The sequence below is a fragment of the Bradyrhizobium sp. Pha-3 genome, from assembly GCF_042258325.1.
Lineage (GTDB): Bacteria > Pseudomonadota > Alphaproteobacteria > Rhizobiales > Xanthobacteraceae > Bradyrhizobium > Bradyrhizobium elkanii.
Window position 1 is genome coordinate 8,215,864 of the sequence record NZ_CP170151.1, and the last position, 22,803, is coordinate 8,238,666.

The following is a 22,803-nucleotide window of genomic DNA, read 5'->3' on the forward strand; positions in this document are numbered from 1 at the left end:
GAAAATAGTCGGCCCACGAGGTTGCCGGTCCGAGCCGCTTGCCGCCCGATCGCCCTCTCAGAAGGCCGTGGGTGCGGTCCTCTCCGGCGTTGAGGGGAAGCAGGACCACCGGCCTCGCGATAACGGAGCGGCTGCGTCGCACCTCATCCCCGTTCCGGCTATGCCGCCAGCTCAATAAAGCGGCGCGATGTCCTGCGCCGCGATCTGCACGCGGCTCGCGGCCCGAAGGGCGTCAATTCCGAGCAGGCGAAGATCCTCGTTGAAGTCGCCTAGCCGTGGCGAGAGCACGATTACCTCGATCCCGGCCTCCTGCCCCCGATTGATCAAGGTCGCCATGGCGCCGTCACCGGCAGGATCGTCGTCCCGGGCGATGTAGAGCCGGCGCAGCGTTTCCGGGAAAAGGATGGCTGAGAGATGCGCCGCCGAGAGGGCTGCGACCATCGGCATGGTCGGCAAGACGCATCGGAGCGACAGCATCGTCTCGATGCCCTCGCCGGCCGCCATGACTTCACCAGCTACGCCAAATCGAACGGCGTGACCAAGCAGGTCGCCCATCGCCCGTTTCGGCGCGTCGATCGGCGCCTTGCCGAGCGTCGTCTCGTTGAAGCCTCCGGGGTCAAGCCAGGTGCGATGCGCGCCGGTCAGGTGGCCGCAGAGATCGGTGACGGCGGCGATCATCGCCGGCCAGGTCTCGGTCGCGCTGTGGTCGTCGGGCCTGTAGTAGCAACGCGGGTGAAAGCGCAGACCTCCGGTTTCGTGCAAAGCCGTAATGCCGCGATTGCGGAGATACGCTTCTACGAGTGTGCCTGCGATCGACCGCGACACGCCGAAGAGCCGCCGCGACGCCTCTGGCGATCCGAGGGGCGCGGGCGATTTTCTCGACCGGAGGCGATTTGGCTCTGGCTCCGGTTCTGGACGCGGCAGACTTAGAAAGCGTCGTGCCTCATTGGCGACGTCGCGAAAGTGAGTGAAACCGCAGCTCTCGCGGATCACGTCGAGGAGATCGCCAAATTCGGCCGAGGCGGCATCTCGCCAATGGCCGGCGGCGCCGGGTCCGGATTCCGGCCCGCTGAGCCGGACGAACATCGACCTGCCGGGCGTATTGCGGACGTCGCCCACTGTCCAGTAGCGGCCCTTCCGCCTTCCGTTGGACAGGTAATGGCGGCACACCGCCTCGGCGTCACGCGCGAGACGGCGGGCCAGTTCGGAGGCGGCGTCGCCGGTCATCAGGCGGCCTCCCGCTCGCCAATGCGCTTGAGCGGATAGTGGTCGAGCACCTTCGCCAACACCGCGACGCCGGTCGCATCTGATGGCACGAACATACGCAGCTTCCACGAGATGATCTCGCTGAAGAGGCCGTAGGCGCGGAGCCGATCGCGCATCGCATCGGTGAAGCCCGACAGCTCGATGCGATGGACGCTCATCACGCGGACACGACGGAGCTGCAGGTCCTCGGCGAGGTCGAGCACGGTGCGCCCCTCCATCAGCGCCGAGAACGCTTCGTGTGGCGTCAAGTTGCTGGCGCCGGTCGCGCAAGCGTTCGCCGCCCAGGCTGGCGGGACCCTGCGACCGATGATGCGCTCGCCCTCGTCGGTCTGGAGCCGATAGATCCGGGTCGACTCGTTCGGCAGTCGCTTCCAGATCGGCAACAGCAAACCAGAGACGATGTGGAGGGTGTTCTCAGCAAACCCGGGGACGTCGACGACTTCGCCGTTCCAGGCTGCGGCGAACGTCTCGCGATCCGCAGGCTGCCAGTGGCTCTCGTCCATCATCTTTATCGAAGCGTGATGGTGCTCCATGGGGCGGATCAGCCGCACGCGGCGTTCGATCTCGCCGTCATCGAGCATGAAGCTTGGCGCCGGAATCTGCACGGCGGCACGCCCCGAGCGCTCGTTGACCAGCAGCACCGCCCGAGGATCGGCGAGATAATCGAGCGCTTGATCAAGCGTCATGGGATGATTGCGCCGGCGTTCGGTGATCGTGAGCAGCCGGGTTTCGGCGCCGGTGACGGGGTGCGTGTAGATCGGATGCCGGTCGGTGACGACGAAGCTTTCTGCCTGCAATGTCTCCAGCCCAACATCATAGACGCCGCGGGCGATAGCGCCCTCGACCTTGGCGTTCAGCAACTGTTCGAAGGCCGTGAACAGCAAGCCTTGCAGGTCGATGGTGAGCGCGAGCAGCCGGTTCAGGAACGTCGTGATCGGTGGCAGCTCGTCCTTGATGCCGTTCGCATCCATGAGCTTCAAGCCTGTGGCGTCCTCGAAGGTCTGGAGCGAACAGCCTTCGACCTTGCCGCGCACGAGCAGCAGATAGAGCTGGCGCAGCGCGTCTCGGGCGTAGTGGCTCTCAAGATTGTCCTCGGGCCGGAATAGACCCTGGCCGCCGGTCTGGCGCTGGCCGCGCGTGATGGCACCCAGCGTGTCGAGCCGGCGCGCAATGGTCGAAAGGAAGCGCTTCTCCGCCTTGACGTCGGTCGCAATGGGGCGGAACAGCGGCGGCTGCGCCTGGTTGGTGCGGTTCGTTCGACCAAGCCCCTGGATCGCGGCATCGGCCTTCCAGCCCGGCTCGAGCAAATAATGGACACGAAGCCGGCGATTGCGCGCCGAGAGCTCGGCGTGGTAGCTGCGACCCGTGCCGCCGGCTTCCGAGAAGACGAGGATGCGCTTGAAGTCATCCATGAAGGCGGCGGTCTCTGCGAGATTGGCGGAGGCGGCACGGTTCTCGACGGCAAGGCGGTCACCCCTACGCACCACGCGCCGCGAACGGCCGGTCACTTCCGCCACGAGGTCCGTCCCGAACCGCTGCACGATCTGGTCGAGCGCGCCGGGAACGGGCGGAAGCGAAGCGAGCCGCTCGATCAGCTCATTGCGGCGGGCGACGGCCTCGCGGCTCTCGACCGGTTGGCCGTCGCGGAAGACGGGCCGGGACGAAAGATTGCCTTCGGCGTCGGTGAAGGGCTCATAGAGCTGCACTGGGAAGGAGTGAGCGAGGTAATCCAGCACGTACTCGCGCGGCGTGATGTCCACGCGCACGTCGTTCCATTCCTCAGGTGGGATCTCGGCGAGCCGCCGCTCCATCAGCGCCTCGCCGGTCGAGACGATCTGAATGACGGCGGCATGGCCCTCGGCCAAATTCCGTTCAATCGAGCGGACCAGGGTCGGCGTCTTCATGCTGGTGAGCAGATGGCCGAAGAAGCGCTGCTTTGCCGATTCGAAGGCCGAGCGCGCGGCCGACTTCGCCTGACGGTTGAGCGTGCCGGTTTCGCCCGTGATGTTGGCGGCCTGCATTGCCGCGTCCAGGTGATTGTGGATGACGCTGAAGGCACCGGCGTAGGCGTCGTAGATGCGCCGCTGCTCGTCGGTGAGCTGGTGCTCGACCAGCTCATATTCGACACCGTCATAGGAGAGCGAGCGTGCAGTATAGAGACCGAGCGAGCGAAGATCGCGGGAGAGCACCTCCATCGCCGCGACGCCGCCCTCCTCGATCGCCTCGACGAACTCGGCGCGCGTGGCGAACGGAAAATCCTCGCCGCTCCACAGGCCGAGCCGCTGGGCGTAGGCGAGATTGTGGACCGTGGTGGCGCCGGTCGCCGAGACATAGACGACGCGGGCATTGGGCAGCGCATGCTGCAGGCGCAAGCCGGCACGCCCCTGTTGCGAGGGCGCGACATCGCCCCGCTCGCCCTTGCCGCCACCGGCATTCTGCATGGCATGGCTCTCGTCGAAAATGATGACGCCGTCGAAGTCGGAGCCCAACCATTGAACGATCTGCCGGACGCGCGAAAGCTTCTCGCCGCGGTCGTCGGACCGCAGCGTAGCGTAGGTTAAAAAAAGGACACCCTCGGCCAACCGGATCTCGCGCCCTTGAGGGAAGCGAGAGAGCGGCGTGACCAGCAGACGCTCCATGCCGAGCGCCGACCAGTCGCGCTGCGCGTCCTCGAGCAGCTTGTCGGACTTCGAGATCCAGACCGCCTTGCGCCGGCCGTGCAGCCAGTTGTCGAGAATGATGCCGGCGGCCTGGCGACCCTTGCCGGCGCCGGTCCCGTCGCCGAGCATGAAGCCTCGACGGAAGCGGACGGCGTTCGGTGCGTCGTCGCGCCCGGCCGTGACGAGGTCGAAGGTCTCGTCAACAGTCCAGGTGCCGGCGAGGTGGGTATCATGCGCCTCGCCAGCATAGATGACCGTCTCGAGCTGGGCGTCGGACAGGAGGCCTTCGCTGACAAGGGCAGCAGGCAGGCGCGGCCGATAGCTCGGCTTCGGCGGCGCGACCGAGGCCATCGCGGCCGACTGCACCAGCTTGGTCGGGTGCGGCTGCGCACCGGGGATCCGGATCGATTGGAGCCGGTATTCCTCGTAGATGGCGTCGCTGAGACGCGCGCCCTCGGGCGGCGTCCAATCGGTCGTCTCATAAACGATTTCAACCGCTTCGGGATCGGCAACCGGGGCCTTGACCGACTGTGCAGCGGCCCGCCCCAGATAACTGCGCACAGTGCGAGGCGCTGTCGACGCTGACATGGGACGCGCGCTGGTTGACGCCACGCTCAGGCGAGGTGGAACGTATTCGCCGATGCAGCGGAGCAGCGTCGCGACGTCGGGCGCCATTCCCGGCGACGCCGGGAACGCGTTCGGGTCATCGGCAGGCACCTTGTCAATGACGGTGAGGCGCGTCTCGATCGTGGTGCCGTGCCTAGCGTAGACCGCACCGGCGATCGCAGCTGTGAACACCACGCGGCCGCGCTCCTGCAATCGGGCGAAGGCGTCGCACCAGGCTGAGGCTTCGGGTGAGAAGTTGGCGCCGGTGATTGTGACCAGCCGGCCGCCATCGGCGAGACGCGCCAGCGCCGAGGCGATATGACGGTACGCCGTGTCGGCCATGCGGCCGGAAACGTTCGCCATCGCCGAGAACGGCGGGTTCATCAACACGACGCTTGGGACCACCGCGGGATCGAGGTGATCGTCGATCTGGGCCGCGTCGAAGCGCGTGACGGAACTGGCCGGAAAGAGGGAAGAGAGCAACGTAGCCCGGCTCTCGGCCAGTTCGTTCAGCACGAGCCCGCTGCCGGCAATGTCGGCGAGGATGGCAAGCAGCCCGGTGCCTGCGGACGGCTCCAGCACGCGATCCGCCGCCGTGATGGCAGCCGCGGTGAGCGCTGCCAGGCCGAGCGGGATCGGCGTCGAGTATTGCTGAAAAGTCTCGCTCTCGGCAGAGCGGCGCGTGTGGGTCGGCAGAAGCCCCGCGATCTTGTCCAAAGCGGAAAGTCGTGAAGCCGTAGAGTTCGCTTTGCGGAAAAGCGCCTTTCCATATTTGCGCAGGAACAGAACGGTGGTGACCTCGCAAGCGTCATAGGCCATCTTCCAGTCCCAGGCGCCCGTCGCATCGGATGCGCCGAAAGCCACTTCCATCGCGGCGCGCAGGATTGCGGCGTCGATGCGTTGGCCGCGATCGAGATGCGGGATGAGCCGTTCAGCCGCAGCGATGATTGCGCTCTCGGAAGCGCGAACAGGCGGGATCGGCGCGAGCTGGTCGGCCGCGATCGGGGAAAGGTCAGTCATGGAGGAAGCCTTCAGGAGAGCGGGAACGGGCGAGCCGATCGGCGCTCTCTCTGACCGCACCGGCTCAAACCCGTCCCGGGCCGTCCTCTCCCTCTCAGCATCACGGCCGTGCCCGACATGAGAAACGGCGCCCCACCGGATGGCGGCGCGCCGCGCACAGAGCGTTCCTCAGTATCCGAATTGCCGAGACGGCGACCCCCGACGGTCGGCGGCGGCGGTGACCGCTTCCGCGAGGTAGCTCGCCTCGCCTTCGACGATAGTGACGATGTATTTCGTCACGACGCAGCTCCCTCGATCGGATCATTTTCGCCCGCGAGAATGGCCTCGGCCTTCACGATGGCGGCGTCCGCCCGCCGGCGCCAAAGCTCGACATCCACTGTGCCTGGTTCCGGCGGGTGGGTGAGTATCTTGAGCAGACCGAGCAGCACCTCGAAATGGCCGGCCTTGCGCTGGACCTGCTCGCCGAAACGTGAGGGAAACGGCAGGCGCGGGCCGCTATAGGCGGCGTCGCGGCCTTCCCAGGCACCGGTAACATAGGTCTCGCCGGACGATTCAACGTCCGACTTGTCGTCGTCCCAGCTCTCGTCGGCGATCGCAAGATCGCAGGCCTGGTCGAGCGTTTCGGCTTCGTAGGTTCGCTGCCGATAGATCGGCAAATGATAGGTCGTCTCGATGGTGAAGAGGGGCACGAGAGCCTCCAGAATGCAAAAGCACGGCTCGCGCCAGGCTTTGGGGTGAATGGCAGTGAAAAAACGCGGGATGACCGAAGCCATCCCGCGTGGTCGAGCTATTCGGCCGCGATCATGGGCGGCTCGTCCGCTTCATCGGCCGGAGTTTCCTCGTCGTCGCCGGCGAGGAATTCCGGCAGCATCGCGCCATCGCCCCCGTCCTCCGCGGCATCGACGGTCGCCACCTGGTCGGTGCCGGTCATTCGCAGTGGCTCGGGCAACCAGCCGGTGTCGGCCAGGAGGCGTTCGGCCTCCTTGGCCATGTCACCCTTCTTCAGATGCTCGATGAGCTGGGCGGCCTGCTCGCCGGCGCCTTCGCGCACCGCCTCCAGGATGCGGCGCTTCGGAACCCGGCCGAGATAATTCTCGACGGTCGGGCGCCACCCGGATTCCACCATGTCGAGATCGACGGCCCTCGCGATGCGATCGGCCTCGGTGATCCGCTGCTCGACGATGTGCGGCGTGGCGCCGCCACCGTAGCGGTCGCCCTTCTCGTAGAGCGCGTTGACGCCGAAGGAGGCGCAGTGCGCAAGGAGCGCCGCCTGCTCGTCGCCCGTCAGGCCGTTGAGCCAGTCCCAGAGATCGGCTTTGTCTTTGGGCAGACGCTCCTCCCACGTCCTGTGGCGCGCGTCGATCGCCTTGGCCGCCGGCGTGTCGTTCAGCCCTTGCGCCTGAACCGGGAAGCTGGCGCTACGCACTGAGACCTCCATCGCCGTTCCGTAGGAGGAATAGCGGGAGAAGACGTCGAGGCAGAATTTGTGCAGCACGGCCCGGAAGGCGACTGAAGGCGTGCTCGCCAACTTGTCGCGCAGCACTAAAGTCCGCTCCGCTGTGAGCTCGGTGAGCAGGCGGTCCGGTAGCGGCTTCACCGCATCATCATCGTCATCCTCGGCCTCCGCATGCTGCCCGCCGACGATGATGACGGCGCGCTGGATAGCCGGTGCCAATGGTTCGGCGCCGTCCAGGGCTGCGGCGGCGGGTTCGCCATCGCTGTTCTGCTCTGGCTCGGCCACGGGCAGCTCGTCCTCAGGCCGGACGTAACCGCGATCAACCAAGAGCGTGCCTTCGGCGTCGATGCCGACGAACACACCCGCGCGGGCGATGTCGGCCGGCTGATAGACGATGGGTCGGTCGTCGAAGGCGGCGAGAGCCGTCTCAATTTCGCCAAGACGCTGGTCGACCTCGTCGGGCAGCTCGTCCGCGCCGTCATGCTCGGCCTCGAGCCTGGCAAATTCGGCCTTGAGCGCCTCGATGGTCGTCTGCTCTTCGGGGGTGAGACCGGTGGATACGCCATCCAGCTCGCGCAAACCACGCGTATGGCCGTAGGGGAAGTCGATCGCGACCTCGATCCACTTCCAACCTTCAGCGGCGATCGTTTCCGCTTCCGCCTTCAACTTCTCGGTGACCAGACGGTCGAGCAGAGCGACGTCCTCGAGCCAGCCGCCGTCGTCGGACTGGAACAGGTCGCGCAGCACCATGCCCCCGGCCGCCTCGTAGGTGTCGAGGCCGACAAACACGGCTCGCCGGTCGGACGCGCGCACGGTCTTCTCCGTCAACATGCGGCGAATCTGATAGGGCTCCTTGTGCCAAGAGCCGGAGATAGCCTGCCAAACCTGCTCCTGACGGCCGTGATCGGCGGTGACGGTGAAGGCCATCAACTGCTCGAGCGACATGCCGTCCTCGGCATAGACGTTGAGCAGCGCGGGCGAAACCGAGGCGAGGCGCAGGCGCTGCTTCACGACGTTGACTGACGTGAAGAAGGCAGCCGCGATGTCCTCCTCGGACTGCCCCTTCTCGCGCAAAGCGTGGAAGGCACGAAACTGGTCGAGCGGATGCAGCGGCGCACGCTGGATGTTCTCGGCGAGCGAATCGTCCTCGGCGAGAACGTCGGTCGCCGGATCGCGCACGACGCAAGGTACCGACGCGGTCTTGGCCAGGCGCTTCTGCTTCACCAGCAGCTGCAGTGCCCGATAGCGACGTCCTCCGGCCGGGATCTCGAACATGCCGGTCTCGGCGCCTTCGGCGTCGAGGACCGGCCGGACGTTGAGGCTCTGGAGCAAGGTACGGCGGGCGATGTCCTCGGCCAGCTCCTCGATGGAGACGCCGGCCTTCTCACGCCGTACGTTTGACTGGCTAAGCACCAGCTTGTTGAAGGGAATGTCGCGCGAGGACGACAGGGTGATCTTCCGAACGGCAGTAGCCATGGGTGATACTCCGCGACGGCCCGACCCAAAGGCTCTCTCTGGGCCTCCAAGCCGTCACGAAGCGCAGCGCCGCCCTCTTCCTCTCAAGGCAGCGCCGCAACCCGACGATCAGAAAAAGCGGAATGGCACGAAGCCGGAGACACGCCGTTGCGCATCTCCGGCTTTCCGGGTTTCAGGCTGCGCGGTCGAACAGCTTCTTCGCGCGGACTTCCAGCTGGAGAACGTGATCGCCCAGCATCTTCAGGTCCGCGCCCTGCTACAACGTGCCAGCGACAAGAGGAAAATGAGAGTGGTATGCATCCGTCTCGTCGGGGACTGCGGATGAAGTCTGACGCTCCTCAGCAGATACGGGGCTGCTGCGCGTGCATCCAGTCGGCGGCCTGCTGCGCCTTGCCGGCGGCAGTAAAGATAGCCCGAGGATCGTCCTTCAACACTTCGATCCACGACGCAATATACGCTGCGTGATCGGGACGCGGATAATGGGCTATGCCCAAATCAGCAAGGACAAGCCCGCTGAGAATCTCCACGCAACATTCCTCGGCGGCATAGGCAGCCGAGCCGAACCGATCCGACAGATCGCGGTCAAGCCGGTGCTTTGCCCCTGAGGCATGGCCGTCCTCATGCAGCCAGACAGCATAGAATGAAGCGGCATCGCGGAAGGACGCGAAGTCCGGCATGAATACCGTGTCCGATGACGGGAGATAGTAAGCCTCGGATCCGCCGAATACAGTCTTGATCCCGAGGTTGGCGATGAAAGCTTCCGCATGCGCCAGGCGCTCGCTCTCTGGAAGGACGTTCGTCGGAGGGCGCTCGTATCCGTCCACCTGAGCGACGTTGAACACCGAGAATGCTCGAGCAAACATCCGCCGGTGGCCGCCATTATCACCGTCATCGTCGTCAGCCGGCTCGGATGGAGCGACCTGCTTCCATAGCACAACAGTGGTAGCGCGTTCGCCCTTGCGCACCTGCGCGCCAGCGTGCCGCCATTGCCGATAGGTGCCCCACAGGCCATCGCTGTAATGGCTGGCCGTGGCTGCGACCCAGAGCGCCACCGTGTTTACGCCCCGGTAGCGCTTGCCCGAAGCGACGTTGGTTGGGCGGGCAACACTCGTCCCGTTGTGGAACCACGGCGCACGCCACTCGCCTGCACCTAGCTCGATTGCCGCGATGATCTCGGCGGTGATGCGCGTGTAAACATCGGCACGGGCTCCGGACTGCATCCTGGAAGACATCGTGATAGCTCCTTGGGAGCGACGCGAGCGCACGGGATCGCCACCGCTTGCGGGCGGCGTCAGGCTCAACGTCGACGGGAAGGGATCAGTGAAAAGCTGGAGAGTCAGCTTGACAGTTTAGATAACGGCCATATTTGGGGCCCGTAGCGGCGCGAAGCTCGACGCGACCATCCTCTATCTCGAGCGTCTTGAGCTGCTCGGCTCGATGAGAGTTGAGGCCGAACTGCAGGTTGATGCCAGCGAGCGGGCGCCGGAAGCTGACGGAGGTAAGCCGCCGGGGCTTCGGCCAAGCTGACAAGTTGGCCGAAACTCCAGTGAGTCGGCGCGCCGGAGCCGGATAGCAGCAGAGCGAGGCGCTCGGCATCGTCGCGGCGGCCTCAACCCGGATCGCAGCGCTCTCGAGCGTTCGGGTCCGGCTTCGCTCGGTCCGTCTACGCACCGTGGCATAGAGGTCCCACAAGGATAGATAGCGCTCGTCCGCTGGCCGCGAGAACCATTCCGACGATACTCGGCGGACGCGCTCGCCGCGGGTCGCGTCCATCTTGTAGCCGCCGACATGGTCGCGGGCAGCGCTCAGAACTTCGACTTGGGTCATGGGTCATCTCCACGACAGGCGCCGGAGGCCTCTCCTCCGTTCTTCAACCCGTCACGGCGAAGCCCGTCCGCCCTCTCACTCTAAAGGGGGGGCGAGGAGCGAGCCGGCCAGTTTGTAGCATAAGCTTGCATGGTGCGAATGAGAGTGCAGTCTAACGGAATCCAGCAGCGGCCCAATGGTCATCTGATCTTCCCCCAAAAAAATGGACAGGGTTAAGCTGCTTTTAGCTCCATCTCGATCGGGCTGATATAGCCGATGGCGGAGTGACGACGCGTTCGATTGTAGAAGCCTTCGATGAAGGCGAAGATGTCGCGCTGGGCTTCGGCGCGGGTCTGGTACTGGCGATGATGAACGAGCTCGGTCTTGAGCGTGTGAAAGAAGCTCTCCATCGGAGCATTGTCATAGCAGTCGCCCTTGCGGCTCATCGACGCCCTGAGGCCGGCGGATTGCATCAGCTTGCGGTAATCCGCCGAGGCATATTGGGCGCCGCGATCGGAATGGTGGATCAGGCCGGCACTTGGCCGCTGCGCCGAGATCGCCATCCGCAAGGCCGCCAAGGGCAGGTCGGCGCGCAAATGATCCGCCATCGCCCATGACGGCGGCCAGATAGAGCCAGCCCTGATCGGTCTCGATGTAGGTGATATCGGCGAGCCAGATCTGGTTCGGAGCAGTGGCGATGAAGTTGCGGTCGAGCAAATTCGGGGCGATCGGCAGGTCGTGGCGGCTGTCGGTGGTCCGCACCCGGCGTGGCCGCGCCATGATGGCCCTGATGCCGTGACGCCGCATCAACCGCTCGATGCGACCACGGCTCGCCCCGCGGCCCTGCGCCTTCAACTCGACATGGATACGCGGGCTGCCATAACGCCCGCGGGTGTCGCGGTGGACCCGCCTGATGTCGTCGACGAGGTCACGATTGGCGGCAGATCGTCGGCTCTCCGGGCGCGAGCGCCAGGCATAATAGCCGGCCGGCGAGACGCCGAGCACGTCGCACAGGAGTGTCACCGGATAATCGGCGCGGCGATCTTCGATGAAGCGGAATCTCATGTCCGTGTTCCAGCAAAGATCGCGATCGACTTCCTAAGAAACAGCCGGATCGGGGTCGCCCGAAATTGCCTGTAACACGAAGCCCAGAGATTTGGCTCGGCGCTGAAGGTTAGCGAGGACACGGCCGCGATACTTCTGCTCATAGTGATCCGCGCCGGGGTCTCTGTAGTGCATACCGTGCCGGAGGGTGTTGTAGAATAAAACTGCGATCTTGCGGGCGGTCGCTGTCACCGCCTTTGACTTACCCGCACGTGAGGATAGTCGGCGATAGAATGCACCGAGCGCCGTATCGCTCCGCCCGACGGTTGTTGCTGCCAACCGCAACAGTGCGGCTGCGCGACTGGACGATCTCCGTGTGCGCGAGGACAACACCTTGCCGCCAGAGATTTTGTTGCCTGGTGCAAGGCACAGCCAGGAGGTGAAGTGCTTGGCGCTCGGCCATGCTCGCAGATCGGTGCCACACTCACCGACGAGCTTCAATGCCAGTGATGGACCCAACCCATGGATCTCAGTCAGATCGACGCCGAGCACGCCGTACAGCGCGGTCCTGACATCGAAGGTAGGCGCGTTGACCTGTTTGGTCTTGATGCGTGGCTTGGATAGCTTTCCGGTCGGCTTCGCGCCTTTATTGTTCAGTGCCGCGATCAGGACCTCGAGCTTGCGGTCGCAGTCCAGCATCTTCGCTTGGTAGACGTCGTAGAGTTCCAGCGACTGGGTCAGCGCGAAGACATGTTCGTGCCGGTCGTTGCCCACCAGTGCCGCGCGGATCGTCGCGATGGATGAATGGCATCGCACGTCCCGATAGGTTGCCAAGACGTCAGGATTCCGCTCGCCTGCAACAATCGCTCGGATAATCCGCATGCCGGTTGCGCCCGTGATATCCGTGACCACATGATGGAGCTGCAGATTCATCTCCATCAGGGCCTTCTGCATATGCTGGATATGGGCGGCGGCATATTCCACCAGCCGCTCCCGTTGGCGCAGATACGCGCGCAGGGTTGCGATCTCGGCATCAGGTCGGAAGCTGCCGCGTAACAGGCCATAGGAGTGAAGCTGGCGCAACCACGCGGCATCGCTGACATCGGTCTTGCGCCCGGGCACGTTCTTGGCGTACCGCGCATTGACCAGAATCACTTCAAACCCGCGCTGCTCCAGGATCTCGTAGACCGGGATCCAATAGACTCCGGTGGATTCCATCGCGACACTCGTCACGCCGCACGTTTTGAACCAGTCCGCCAGCTCATGCAGGTCTCGCGTGAATGTGCCGAAAGAGCGCACAGGCACGTCAGTGCAAGCGGGGTTCACCGCAGCCATGTGCATCTTTGATCCGACGTCGATAGCGGCGGCCCCGACGTTGACCGGCCTAAGTTCTGGGCGGTCGCCGACCGTCCTCTTCTTGGGCATTGCAATACTCCATTCAATGATGAGCAGGAGGGTTTGGGCTATGCCAATCGTCATCTTCCTAATCGGGATCGTCGCCAGGGCGACGTCACCACTCTCAAGTTCGCATGCACCCATGGACCATGTTTTTTAACGGGGATTGTGCCTCCAATAATCGAACGGCCGCTACCCTCCCAGCCGCCGAGGATAGCACAAGGCTGTTTCTACGCCGCGCAGGCGCGCCACTGTGCTGGACAGTTTTTTAAAATATCGCGCTCCATGCGCAGCCGCTCGTTCTCTCGCTGCAAACGCGCGATCTCTGCCGCGTGGTCCGCCGACGGCAGCGTCGCCTGCGTTGGGGGGCGCCGCGTCGCCGCCGTCGGCTCCAGCCGGGCCCCTCGCTGCTCAACCCACCGCCGCAGCACGGAATCGCGCAGGCCAAGCTCCTTGGCCACAGATCCGATCGAGCGCCCGCTCGACGCTACGAGGTCAACCGCTTGCCGCTTGTAGTCGTCCGTAAACGACCGACGTTGACGTCCTTCCATCCGACACCTCCTGGCTCTTCGAGCCTACTACAGGTGTCCATCAATTCGGAGGAGGTTCAATCGCTATGAGCGATATCGGGATCGGAGCGAAGCGGAGATAACGACCTCAGGCGAGAAAGGAGATTGCTCGTACATTGCGTACTGAGCTGGTAAGCACGGCCGTGCCTGAAGCATCGGAAACGACAAATGCTGCGCATTGTTTGGTTGCTATGCGACGACGCTTGCCTGGCCCGAGAAGCGACGGCTCAGCGCACAACGCGTGTTTAAGCTCAGGTGAGAGGTACTGTGGCTTGCAGCCGACGGTGTCGGCGTGCGTTCAATGTATTGAACGAGCCGGCGGCCGAAGGTCGGTGCCAGCAGAACCTGCCAAGGTGGTCCCGCCGCGGATAGCTCGCTTCTTCGTATCCGACAAGCTATGCGCGCAAGCATCTCCATGCGAGATGGGGCCTGAGCGCGTGTCCTCGCGACACGCGACCTAGCAAGCGTCGTAGGCGAGAAAGGACAATGTCGCCGCCAAGCAAGTAAGATTAGCGTGAACGGAGGCGTGAGAGGCGACGAAATCGATGCGGTGGTCGCGCATGCTCGTGTGGCAATTTTGCTCAGTTAGAGGCAGGCCAGCCACGTTCGAGCGGCAGTCTGTGTTCGCTATTGCTCATCCATTTCGCCCGCGCGAAATGAGTTTTGTAGGCTCGACGGGCGCTCCGGCTCGCGTTCGGGATCAATGCGCAACACGACCTTTGCGACTTCTCTCTAGCCGGCGTCTTCTGCATCTGCGTCCAGGAGGCGCATATAGGTGACGGCATGTTCATGGTCGTAGAGCGTCAGGATCGAAATCCGTCGGCGCCATATCGGCGATATCCGGATCGAGCGGCGGCTTTTGTGGCGCCCCCCAACACGTTGATTCGTTCAATAAGAATGCTTTGCTGGTCCGAGCGTTCGGGAAAGCAGGTGCCGGGGTCAAGGTCTTATTTACGCTACCGTGTGATGCTCCCAGCGCACCGTCTGATATCAGTCGAGGCGGTGTGCTCTCGCACACGCCCGGGTCTCTATGCAAAGTCGCTCCGAGGCTCGAGTTTTCACGCGCAATCGGTTAGGTGGGGCGGCCTTGCTTTCGCAGGCGACGAATTGACGAAGGGCAAAGGCCCGCCGACTGTTATCTATCTAGCTGGACGCGCAGAGGCTCCAGCTCAGGGACACGGCGCGCGAAGATCTCTTGTACTAAACGTTCCAATCTGAAGCGGAGACGACACACTCAGATGAGAAGCGCGTTCGGTTCGCTCCTAACGTACCATGTTCCTCGGAGCTTTCGTGTCGGGATCATTAAGGGTGGGTGGCAGCACTCGCATGGACGTGAGGCGCCCCTTGCCACTGATCCTCCCGTGCACCGCCTTCCTTTCCGGCCACGTGACCTCGCTCATGGCGCGATCGTCGTGGCGTGGGTCACGCGGGGCTCCATATCCGCTTTAGACGGCAACAGTTGCGCGACGGGCGAATGGTTCGCTTGACAAAACGGCAGTGCTCTAGCAGGGATCGTATTTTCAAGGACTTCTACCGTGAACATTCCGTCTTTGACCGGCGCGCGGTTTTTTGCCGCCGCGGCAATTGTTCTGACCCATTCGCAAGTCGCGCCACTTTTCCCGGAAGGTAGTTTCTGGCCATTCGATCTGGCAGGGCGGTCACGTTCTTTTTCGCGCTTTCGGGCTTTGTCCTATCGATCAACGCAAGAGGGGCTTCACTCGGTCAATTCCTAACCGCACGTTTCGCCCGCATCTGGCCAGCTCACGTTGCCGCTATTTGTTTTCTGTTTTTGATCTTCTGGCCATACAGCTATCAAGTGGCCACTACCCCTGCAGAGTTTCGCAACTTGTGGCTGAATCTTGCCCTTGTGCATGCCTGGATCCCCGAAAGGGCCGTTTACTGGTCATACAATGCCCCATCCTGGTCAGTTTCGGCAGAGATTTTCTTCTACGCGACCTTTCCTGGCGTGCTGTGGTTGATGCGTCGAAGTGTACTTCACACATTGCTTGCTGCCTTGGCGATCCCGGTCGGCTTTCAATTATTGCTGGGCAAGCTCGAACCCGGCATCGATAGTCACTGGCTTGGTCATTATAACCCGCTGGTCAATCTTCCGATCTTCGCACTCGGTGTCGCTGCGGGCGAATGGTTCAAGCGCGACGCGACAAGCAAGGTCAAGGGAACATCATTCCAAGTCGGCGCCTTGGCTCTAACGCTTGCCGCGAATGCGTTTTTCACCATTACTGATTTTTCTTTCCTGCCCCCTGCCCTTGCCTATTCTATCAAGACTGGCGGCGCGGCCCCTTTCTATCTCGCTATGATCCTGTCGCTCGCGCGCTATGACGGAGCCATCAGCCGCGCGCTTTCCCACCGGACACTTATTTTCCTCGGAGAGATCAGCTATTCGCTCTATCTGTTTCACCAGCTTGTCATTCGCTGGTACACAGTGAATTTCGAAGCGTTCTCTCCCATCCCGCTGTGGCTGCAATACGTTGGCATCTGGGTAGCTTCACTTACCATTGCGGCGACCAGTTACGTGCTCATCGAACAATTCTTTCGTCGCGCAATAATTGCGCTCGGATCAGATATCCGCGGGTTTTGTAAACGCTTGCAAAGTGCATAAATCTATAGACTAGGCAGCGCAACATTGCCGAGGCCTCCGGCAGTGATTGCGCTGATGATCGCGGTCCAAGGAAGGCAACACTTCAGCGAAGATCGGTCGCAGCGAGTTCTTTGGGGATGCTCGCTTGGCTGAAGAAGTGCAGACGAATCTCATAAAATCGACAGAAGCTTCCGCAACCTCAAAGGTTGGAGCGCCATCCAAGGCCTCGCCGAGTCTCCAGATTCGGTTTGGCACAAGAACGCATCGGCCTCGCGCCAAACGAAGGCAAGCTCACCAGCAAATTACCTTCACTGCGCGTGGTACGAAGCGTACGGTTATGATGCGGTTTAAGCACTCCTACAAAGCGCGCGCACGATTTTGTCCGCCTCGTACAAAGTTTGCCTCCCCCGGAGGATGGGGCATTCTGGCACTAAGCCACAAGTTAAATAACATGTGATTGTTCTCTGCGCAGTGCGCTACTTGACTACGGATGATCTCCCATTCCGTGTCGCTACGCATCATCTCCCATTTGAGATATGAAAAGCGTGTCACGGGACCGAGGACTAGAATTCGGATTGTTTGACAGTTCGTCTTCATGACCGGCGCGGACACTCTGCACGAAATGGACAGACATCTGACAGTGCGAGCAAAATAGCGGTTGCGCAAATGAGACCTTGACCGAGCACCCGCTCCGCCCCACGCTCGAAACCAGTCATTGACCCGATCTACGTCATGGGGGTAAGCCATGACCGAGCATAGTCAACCAACCCTAGGACGGCGTGATCGTCTCTGCGAAGCCGCTCGCAAAGAACTTACTGAATGGGAGCGGCGAGAGAACGAATTCCAAAAAGCGGATCGCAAAGAACGGGCGACAGAACTTCAGCTTCCTCTCGATAAGATCATAGTCCTCTAGCGGCTCGCCACAGTGATTATGGGTGGCATCTCGGCGCGTGCCGCAGCGACGATCATCAACACCAAAGGACGTACAGGCCGCGCCGATGGGATTTAAGCGCAAAGAAAGTTGGGAACGCACGTTTAGACTGCGAAGCAGCTACGGCAGCTTCAGAGGGGGCGCTTACGGTGCTTTTTTGGTTCTGGGGTGGCGTCGGAATGCTATTTAACGCGGGCACGCTGTTCGGGCTGACCGGCAATATTGGCGTCGGAACGTCCGCATACTTGATCGCAACGTGTCTCGCCTGGATCGGCGGCATGATGTTGTTCGGCGTTGGCCGCCCTACTCGCTCACACGGACTTCGATGATGAGCGACCGATCGAAGATGACTATGGCGACGTTCGAATTACACGGTAGATATTTCTCCGCAGTAGTCGATGGCGTTCGGTTTGGGTGAATTCCTGGGAGTTATCGGCAGCGACGGCGTCCGGATTCTAGAGGCCCTTTCGGAGAAACTTCCGAAGAGATAAACTGTCGGATCGCACATACGAGTGCTGCCATCGGCTTCATACAAGGCGCATCCCACGAGAGGAGCAAATGACTGAAAACGCCAACAGGTCAGTGATTGATGAGCACATGGCACTCGTTGCCCGCGCAATTGCAAAATTTGTGTCTACCGGCCTATCCGTACACAACATCGATAGTCGCGGAGCAGAGCAGTTTCTTGGCGCACCGGTCAGTCAGGAAGACTTCATAGCCGTGCTTCGTTGGATGCTGAAGGAAAACCTGATCCATAGCGACAGTGTTAACGAAGCCGGACGCGGGGCGGTCTTGATCATTGCGCGAGCTCAACTCAGCGCAAAGGGATTCGCTGTTGTGCGGCAGAAGTTGTCCACCGGAGACACCATCGAGAGCCGAATTCAGAACGCCGACGTTGGTGGCAGGGATTGGAGCACCATCGGCGATCTGATCGGTGGAATTGCTGGCGGCTTCTACAAGTCGCTCGGGTCAATCTAGAACCTCAGGACGACGGTGTCCCGGTGAACGTTAGGGCAGGAAAACGCAATGCACAAAAAAGCCGATGCGGAACGAATGATCCGGCATCTCGCCTTGGAGTGGATGGGCGAGACAGGCTATGAGCAGAAACAAGGTCACTATCCGAGCTTCAGCGCCTTTACGACGTGGCTCGAACGCAAGCACTACAGCCACTATTTGAAGTTTCGGTCGCGTGTCAGCCCTCGATTTGAGGCCGAGGGTTGGTTCGAAAGTGAAATCAGAGATTATTGGCGGTCCCGTAGGTTTCCGTTGACGGGTTAAAGTCCCTAAGCGGATTCAAGCAGGGCGTCCACGACCAGCGCCTCCTGAGCCCCGGATTGGGGGCTACCACCCCTCTAACAACAGCCGCCACCACGCGCACTGGCACATTTACGAACGCGGTAGACACGAAGGCCCGGGAACGACAATTCGCATCTATTATCCATCCTTCCGACTCGCTCAGTTGGCCAATCGAATCACAACTCCGAGTCTGAATTCGCGACACAAGTAACGTTCCTATGGGTGTTCCATCCATCGGCCATCAAGTCTCGGCGCGCCTCGTCGTAAGGCCCAATCATCGTGTCGGCATTCACCCTCTAGTGCCCAGGTTTTTAACGTCGAGAAGGCGATTTCGGCTACGGATTGAACGGCCCTTCGAAGACAAGCCTGCCTACACCTTCATACTTCGTGATGTGCGATAGCACGATGGCGCGCTCATCACGGCAGGGGATCGCGTTGCATCAAATGCAATGCTTTCACAGTTTGATGTATTCAACGGCAGTCAGCTTTCGTTCGCCGCGCTAGGCGCTGGGGCGCGGCGAGGCCTTAAGGGTGGACGTGCATACGTCGCGCGTTGGATTCGCGCAGATCTGCGCAGGAGCGTTTCTCATTCTCGGCCTCGGTTTGCTAGGACACGTGCTGCCACACTTTCCCTGATCGTTGAAGGAAATCAGCCGGACCGCGCTCACGGAGCCCGGCTTATGACGAGCGCAAACGAAGCACTAACCCAACGCACCGCCGCGGAGCAGCTGTCGATATCCATAATCTGCCATCCACTTTGCCCGGGCAAGATGACTATCAAAAGCGCGACGCGCCCGGTCCCATTCGCGGGCAGGGTCAACGTGAAGAACAACGCGCGCAACTTCCCGCCAATCCGCCCCCTCAGCATCGGCGTCAAGCAGCCGCCAGTATGTAGCCAAATGCTCCTCGTCATAGACGGTCAGGTTCGCACCCGATGGCGCAATGTCATCGACGGTCAGATCGAGTAGCGGTTCCAGCACTGAAAATTCTCCCATGCAGCTTTAGCGCCAACGATGTCGATCGTCGTGATGGCGAGAGTATCCGTCAAGCGTTTCGATCAACCGGAACAGCATGGCCATTCGTACGAAACGCGCCAATTTGAAGCCGGAAGGGCACACTCGGGCGAGAAGCGAGATAATTCGTTCGTCGCGTACCGTGCTGGTGAGAGCGAAGCCCTCTATGTTGCCATTGTATCAGCGCGCGTAGGGCACACCTCAATTCGGGCAGGACTAATCGGGCGAGATCGCATAGGCCATGATGGAAGAGCGGAGAACGCACTAATTTTCAAAATGTCCCCGTTGCGGGAACAGCGGCTCTGACGATGCTATTCATAAATGCCCGAACTGCGGAACAGTTTTTTTTGCGAAGAATGCGGAAAGTCGCGGCTCAGAGACGTGTGCCCGCACTGTGACGATGTCTTCGCGCCAGAAGTCGGGCAAATAAGATAGAGCGCGATTCTGCAACTGCCCCCTTTTTTCTTCCGCTGATCGAGCCGAAACGCGAATGCGCCATCGCGGCCACGAGGATGGCGACCAGCCTAGGCTTGTTTCTCAACAGTGAAGGCCGCAGAACTTGGGCGTTGGGACGCGATTCCGCTAAGTGCGCCCCGCGCCATTGATCAAGCAGCTTGACCTCAACATCAAGGGCGCAGCTAGCACCTAGACAAGCGGCCCTGCTGTGCAGAGAGCACGACTGAACCTCCTCCGAATTGATGGACACCTGTAGTAGGCTCGAAGAGCCAGGAGGTGTCGGATGGAAGGACGTCAACGTCGGTCGTTTACGGACGACTACAAGCGGCAAGCGGTTGACCTCGTAGCGTCGAGCGGGCGCTCGATCGGATCTGTGGCCAAGGAGCTTGGCCTGCGCGATTCCGTGCTGCGGCGGTGGGTGGAGCAGCGAGGGGCCCGGCTGGAGCCGACGGCGGCGACGCGGCGCCCCACAACGCAGGCGACGCTGCCGTCGGCGGACCACGCGGCAGAGATCGCGCGTTTGCAGCGAGAGAACGAGCGGCTGCGCATGGAGCGCGATATTTTAAAAAAGTCGATCGCGATCTTTGCTGGAACACGGACATGAGATTCCGCTTCATCGAAGATCGCCGCGCCGATTATCCGGTGACGCTCCTGTGCGACGTGCTCGGCGTCTCGCCGGCCGGCTATTATGCCTGGCGCTCGCGCCCGGAGAGCCGACGATCTGCCGCCAATCGTAACCTCGTCGACGACATCAGGCGGGTCCACCGCGACACCCGCGGGCGTTATGGCAGCCCGCGTATCCATGTCGAGTTGAAGGCGCAGGGCCGCGGGGCGAGCCGTGGTCGCATCGAGCGGTTGATGCGGCGTCACGGCATCAGGGCCATCATGGCGCGGCCACGCCGGGTGCGGACCACCGACAGCCGCCACGACCTGCCGATCGCCCCGAATTTGCTCGACCGCAACTTCATCGCCACTGCTCCGAACCAGATCTGGCTCGCCGATATCACCTACAGTGCGCCTCGCCCCACAGTTGGGGAAGCGTATGACTGGAATGCAAAAGAGAAAGGAGGACTGAAAAAAGTGACTTGTTCCCTGCTGTGAGGGGACATGAGCCCAAGCGGCGGTGACCTGTCGTCAACTGGCAGGGTGACGTAGCCCGCAGGTAAAGGGGATTGAGGCGAAGCCGTTAAGCCGAGATGGTCCCCGAGGCTGAAGTATTGGAAGGTTGAGAAACACGAACCGGTTCACCCGCATCTGAGGGCTGAAATGTCGCCTCCGCCTACACGGCTTAATAGGTGGAATGCTGATGATGTCGCCGGACAGATATGACGGCCGGCATCCGAACGCGAGCCCAGATGTAAGGACGCTCGCGAGGGGTCATGGGGAGAACGCAGCCAGACCATGGCATCGGCATCGACTTGCGGAAAGCAAGGGAAAAGACTGCGACCGGCAGCCTCACCAATACAACGACGTCCAGCATATGAACGAGGGAAGGCATGATGGAATGCCCACGATGCTTAGCGTCGCAAGGGAGTTGACCCTGATGTCCACCATGCTGGCGGAGTTTCCGTAGTAGTCCGCGGTAGGGAAAGCCTGCCACATGGCGAAGGGGAACAGTTCGAACTGCTTGGAGTGCAAACTACCTGACCGAATGAGGTGAAGACCTTTGATAATCAGTGAAATGCAGCACAAGATCGCGACATGGGCCGAGAGCGATCCGAACCGAAGGTTCGATCGCTTCCTTCGGCTGATTGCCAACCGGGAATGGCTTGCCGAGGCCGCTCGGATTGTTCTGGCGTCAAGTGGCGCACGAACACCGGGCATTGACGGAATAGATAAGCAACGATTGCAGGTCAGATTGGATCAGCATCTGGATGACCTGCGGAAAAGCCTGCTGGACGAGAGTTATCGCCCCCAGCCGGTGAAGCGAATCTATATCCCGAAAACCAATGGCAAGCTACGCCCACTGGGTATTCCGACTCTGACGGATCGCATCGTCCAACGAGCCATGCTCATGGCCATGGAGCCAATCTGGGAAAGCGACTTCCATCGCCTATCCTATGGCTTCCGGCCTGAACGGAGCGTGCACCATGCCGTCCGCACCGTGAAGATACAGCTCCAGGATGGAGCCGACATGACGAGGGGCCGCTGGATCATCGAAGGTGATCTGGCAAGCTACTTCGACACGGTCCATCACCGGCTGCTTATCAAATGTGTGCGGCGACGAGTGCAGGATGGGCGGTTTGTTGATCTTCTCTGGCGGTTCCTGAAGGCAGGTCACATTGACCGTGACCTGTTTACAGCCTCCAGCGAGGGTGTTCCGCAAGGTGGCGTGCTGTCACCGCTCTTGTCCAACATCATGCTCCATGAGTTTGATGCGTGGCTGGAGGCAAAATACCTGAGCGACAAGGCTCGCAAGGACCGCTGGGCATGGAACTTCGGCATCAAGCTGGGCCGCCCTATTACGGTTCGAGAGAACCGGCAATGGAAGCCGGCGGTTGCATATTGCCGATACGCTGACGACTTTGTCGTCATCGTAAAAGGGACCAAAGCTCAAGCAGAGGAAATCCGCGAAGAATGCCGCGCCTTTCTGGAAGGCAAGCTGAAATTGACGCTGAATATGGAGAAAACCCATATCACCCACGTCAATGACGGCTTCGTCTTTCTGGGGCATAGGATCATTCGCAAGCGAGGGTCGCACGGGCGCATGTCCGTCGTCACAACGATACCCAAGGAAAAGGCGAAGGGGTTTGTTCGCAGGCTCACTGAAGCCCTTTCCGGCAATCATAGTGTCAGCACGGTCGACATGATCGCTGGCCTGAACCGTCAACTGGCGGGATGGGCAGCGTTCTACAAGTTCACCGACTTCACCGCGTACGTATTCCGGCGCATCGACCATGTCGTATTCTGGAAAATGGCGCATTGGCTGGGGCACAAATACCGATCTCGCATCAAACCTTTGATGCGGAAATGGTACCGACCCCCGGAACCGGGCAAGGCGAAAACCTGGCTCGTGTTTGGTCGGCATGAACGCGGCGCGCCGCACGGAAAAGCACTTTACCGGCTTGTTTCAAGCCCGAAGGCGCAGTTCCGGTGGCGCAATCCGGAGGAAAATCCCTACATCTTCCGAAAAGAAACCCGCAGCACTGTCACCTCGCACTATCATGATGTTGCTATGGCCATGGGCCAAGCTTGAACAGAGAGCCGTAT

General features: G+C 61.5%; 12 protein-coding genes and 5 pseudogenes. 6 read left to right on the plus strand and 11 right to left on the minus strand.

Annotated features, from left to right (window positions below):
• Nucleotides 1–158 precede the first annotated feature (158 nt).
• The 10 genes and pseudogenes from ACE10X_RS39315 to ACE10X_RS39360 all read right to left on the minus strand — a co-directional run bounded on the left by ACE10X_RS39315 (nt 159) and on the right by ACE10X_RS39360 (nt 14,127).
• Nucleotides 159–1,227: pseudogene (locus ACE10X_RS39315) on the minus strand (toprim domain-containing protein).
• Nucleotides 1,227–5,552 carry a strawberry notch-like NTP hydrolase domain-containing protein gene (locus ACE10X_RS39320; protein WP_375763675.1) on the minus strand — a complete coding sequence of 1,442 codons (4,326 nt, stop codon included), beginning with the start codon at nt 5,550–5,552 and terminating at the stop codon, nt 1,227–1,229. Before ACE10X_RS39320 ends, ACE10X_RS39315 begins: the two are co-directional and overlap by 1 nt.
• 275 nt (nt 5,553–5,827) lie before the next feature.
• The gene (locus ACE10X_RS39325) at nt 5,828–6,241 is read right to left on the minus strand and encodes a hypothetical protein (RefSeq protein ID WP_038388857.1); all 414 of its coding nucleotides are present in this window, start codon (nt 6,239–6,241) and stop codon (nt 5,828–5,830) included.
• A gap of 98 nt (nt 6,242–6,339) precedes the next feature.
• A complete protein-coding gene (locus tag ACE10X_RS39330; protein ID WP_375763676.1) occupies nt 6,340–8,484 on the minus strand; it encodes a ParB/RepB/Spo0J family partition protein in 2,145 nt (714 codons plus the stop codon).
• 338 nt (nt 8,485–8,822) lie between these two features.
• Nucleotides 8,823–9,716, minus strand: coding sequence for an ArdC family protein (locus ACE10X_RS39335; protein ID WP_018268912.1), 894 nt, complete (start codon nt 9,714–9,716; stop codon nt 8,823–8,825).
• Between the two features lie 124 nt (nt 9,717–9,840).
• Nucleotides 9,841–10,311 (minus strand): annotated as a pseudogene (locus tag ACE10X_RS39340) (DUF932 domain-containing protein); the annotation flags it as partial.
• 212 nt (nt 10,312–10,523) lie between these two features.
• Nucleotides 10,524–11,379, minus strand: a pseudogene (locus ACE10X_RS39345) (IS3 family transposase); the annotation flags it as partial.
• A gap of 9 nt (nt 11,380–11,388) precedes the next feature.
• Nucleotides 11,389–12,759 (minus strand): IS110 family transposase, encoded by a 1,371-nt coding sequence (locus ACE10X_RS39350; RefSeq protein WP_026191859.1) that lies wholly within the window; start codon nt 12,757–12,759, stop codon nt 11,389–11,391.
• A 212-nt stretch (nt 12,760–12,971) separates the two neighbouring features.
• Nucleotides 12,972–13,280 (minus strand): annotated as a pseudogene (locus ACE10X_RS39355) (transposase); the annotation flags it as partial.
• 599 nt (nt 13,281–13,879) lie between these two features.
• Nucleotides 13,880–14,127: pseudogene (locus ACE10X_RS39360) on the minus strand (DUF2285 domain-containing protein).
• 867 nt (nt 14,128–14,994) lie between these two features.
• Between ACE10X_RS39360 and ACE10X_RS39365 the strand changes: the two are divergent.
• The 3 genes from ACE10X_RS39365 (at nt 14,995) to ACE10X_RS39375 (ending at nt 18,106) form a co-directional block, all read left to right on the plus strand.
• Nucleotides 14,995–15,918: an acyltransferase gene (locus ACE10X_RS39365; RefSeq protein ID WP_244436111.1), complete on the plus strand. Its 924-nt coding sequence runs from the start codon at nt 14,995–14,997 to the stop codon at nt 15,916–15,918.
• 1,468 nt (nt 15,919–17,386) lie between these two features.
• Nucleotides 17,387–17,806: a hypothetical protein gene (locus ACE10X_RS39370; RefSeq protein WP_016843634.1), complete on the plus strand. Its 420-nt coding sequence runs from the start codon at nt 17,387–17,389 to the stop codon at nt 17,804–17,806.
• A 48-nt stretch (nt 17,807–17,854) separates the two neighbouring features.
• Nucleotides 17,855–18,106 (plus strand): hypothetical protein, encoded by a 252-nt coding sequence (locus ACE10X_RS39375; RefSeq protein WP_018268916.1) that lies wholly within the window; start codon nt 17,855–17,857, stop codon nt 18,104–18,106.
• Nucleotides 18,107–18,825: 719 nt separating this feature from the next.
• On the opposite strand, the gene ACE10X_RS39380 is transcribed toward ACE10X_RS39375, so the two are convergent.
• Entirely contained in the window at nt 18,826–19,104 is a 279-nt protein-coding gene (locus ACE10X_RS39380) for a DNA -binding domain-containing protein (RefSeq protein ID WP_075969191.1), read from the minus strand.
• A 772-nt stretch (nt 19,105–19,876) separates the two neighbouring features.
• Between ACE10X_RS39380 and ACE10X_RS39385 the strand changes: the two genes are divergently transcribed.
• From ACE10X_RS39385 to ltrA, 3 genes are all read left to right on the plus strand, one after another.
• Nucleotides 19,877–20,197 carry a transposase gene (locus ACE10X_RS39385; RefSeq protein ID WP_375763677.1) on the plus strand — a complete coding sequence of 107 codons (321 nt, stop codon included), beginning with the start codon at nt 19,877–19,879 and terminating at the stop codon, nt 20,195–20,197.
• Complete coding sequence (locus ACE10X_RS39390) at nt 20,194–20,694, plus strand: IS3 family transposase (RefSeq protein WP_375763678.1); 501 nt, start codon at nt 20,194–20,196, stop codon at nt 20,692–20,694. The genes ACE10X_RS39385 and ACE10X_RS39390 overlap by 4 nt, the downstream gene beginning before the upstream one ends.
• Before the next feature lie 565 nt (nt 20,695–21,259).
• The gene (ltrA, locus tag ACE10X_RS39395; protein WP_369525562.1) at nt 21,260–22,789 is read left to right on the plus strand and encodes a group II intron reverse transcriptase/maturase; all 1,530 of its coding nucleotides are present in this window, start codon (nt 21,260–21,262) and stop codon (nt 22,787–22,789) included.
• Nucleotides 22,790–22,803 lie beyond the last annotated feature (14 nt).

Excerpts from the sequence above, each read along its gene's own strand:
- ACE10X_RS39320 (WP_375763675.1), bottom strand. The coding sequence starts at position 5,552 with ATGACTGACCTTTCCCCGATCGCGGCCGACCAGCTCGCGCCGATCCCG.
- ACE10X_RS39330 (WP_375763676.1), bottom strand. The coding sequence starts at position 8,484 with ATGGCTACTGCCGTTCGGAAGATCACCCTGTCGTCCTCGCGCGACATT.
- ACE10X_RS39335 (WP_018268912.1), bottom strand. The coding sequence starts at position 9,716 with ATGTCTTCCAGGATGCAGTCCGGAGCCCGTGCCGATGTTTACACGCGC.
- ACE10X_RS39350 (WP_026191859.1), bottom strand. The coding sequence starts at position 12,759 with ATGCCCAAGAAGAGGACGGTCGGCGACCGCCCAGAACTTAGGCCGGTC.
- ACE10X_RS39370 (WP_016843634.1), top strand. The coding sequence starts at position 17,387 with ATGACTGAAAACGCCAACAGGTCAGTGATTGATGAGCACATGGCACTC.
- ACE10X_RS39375 (WP_018268916.1), top strand. The coding sequence starts at position 17,855 with ATGCACAAAAAAGCCGATGCGGAACGAATGATCCGGCATCTCGCCTTG.
- ACE10X_RS39385 (WP_375763677.1), top strand. The coding sequence starts at position 19,877 with ATGGAAGGACGTCAACGTCGGTCGTTTACGGACGACTACAAGCGGCAA.
- ACE10X_RS39390 (WP_375763678.1), top strand. The coding sequence starts at position 20,194 with ATGAGATTCCGCTTCATCGAAGATCGCCGCGCCGATTATCCGGTGACG.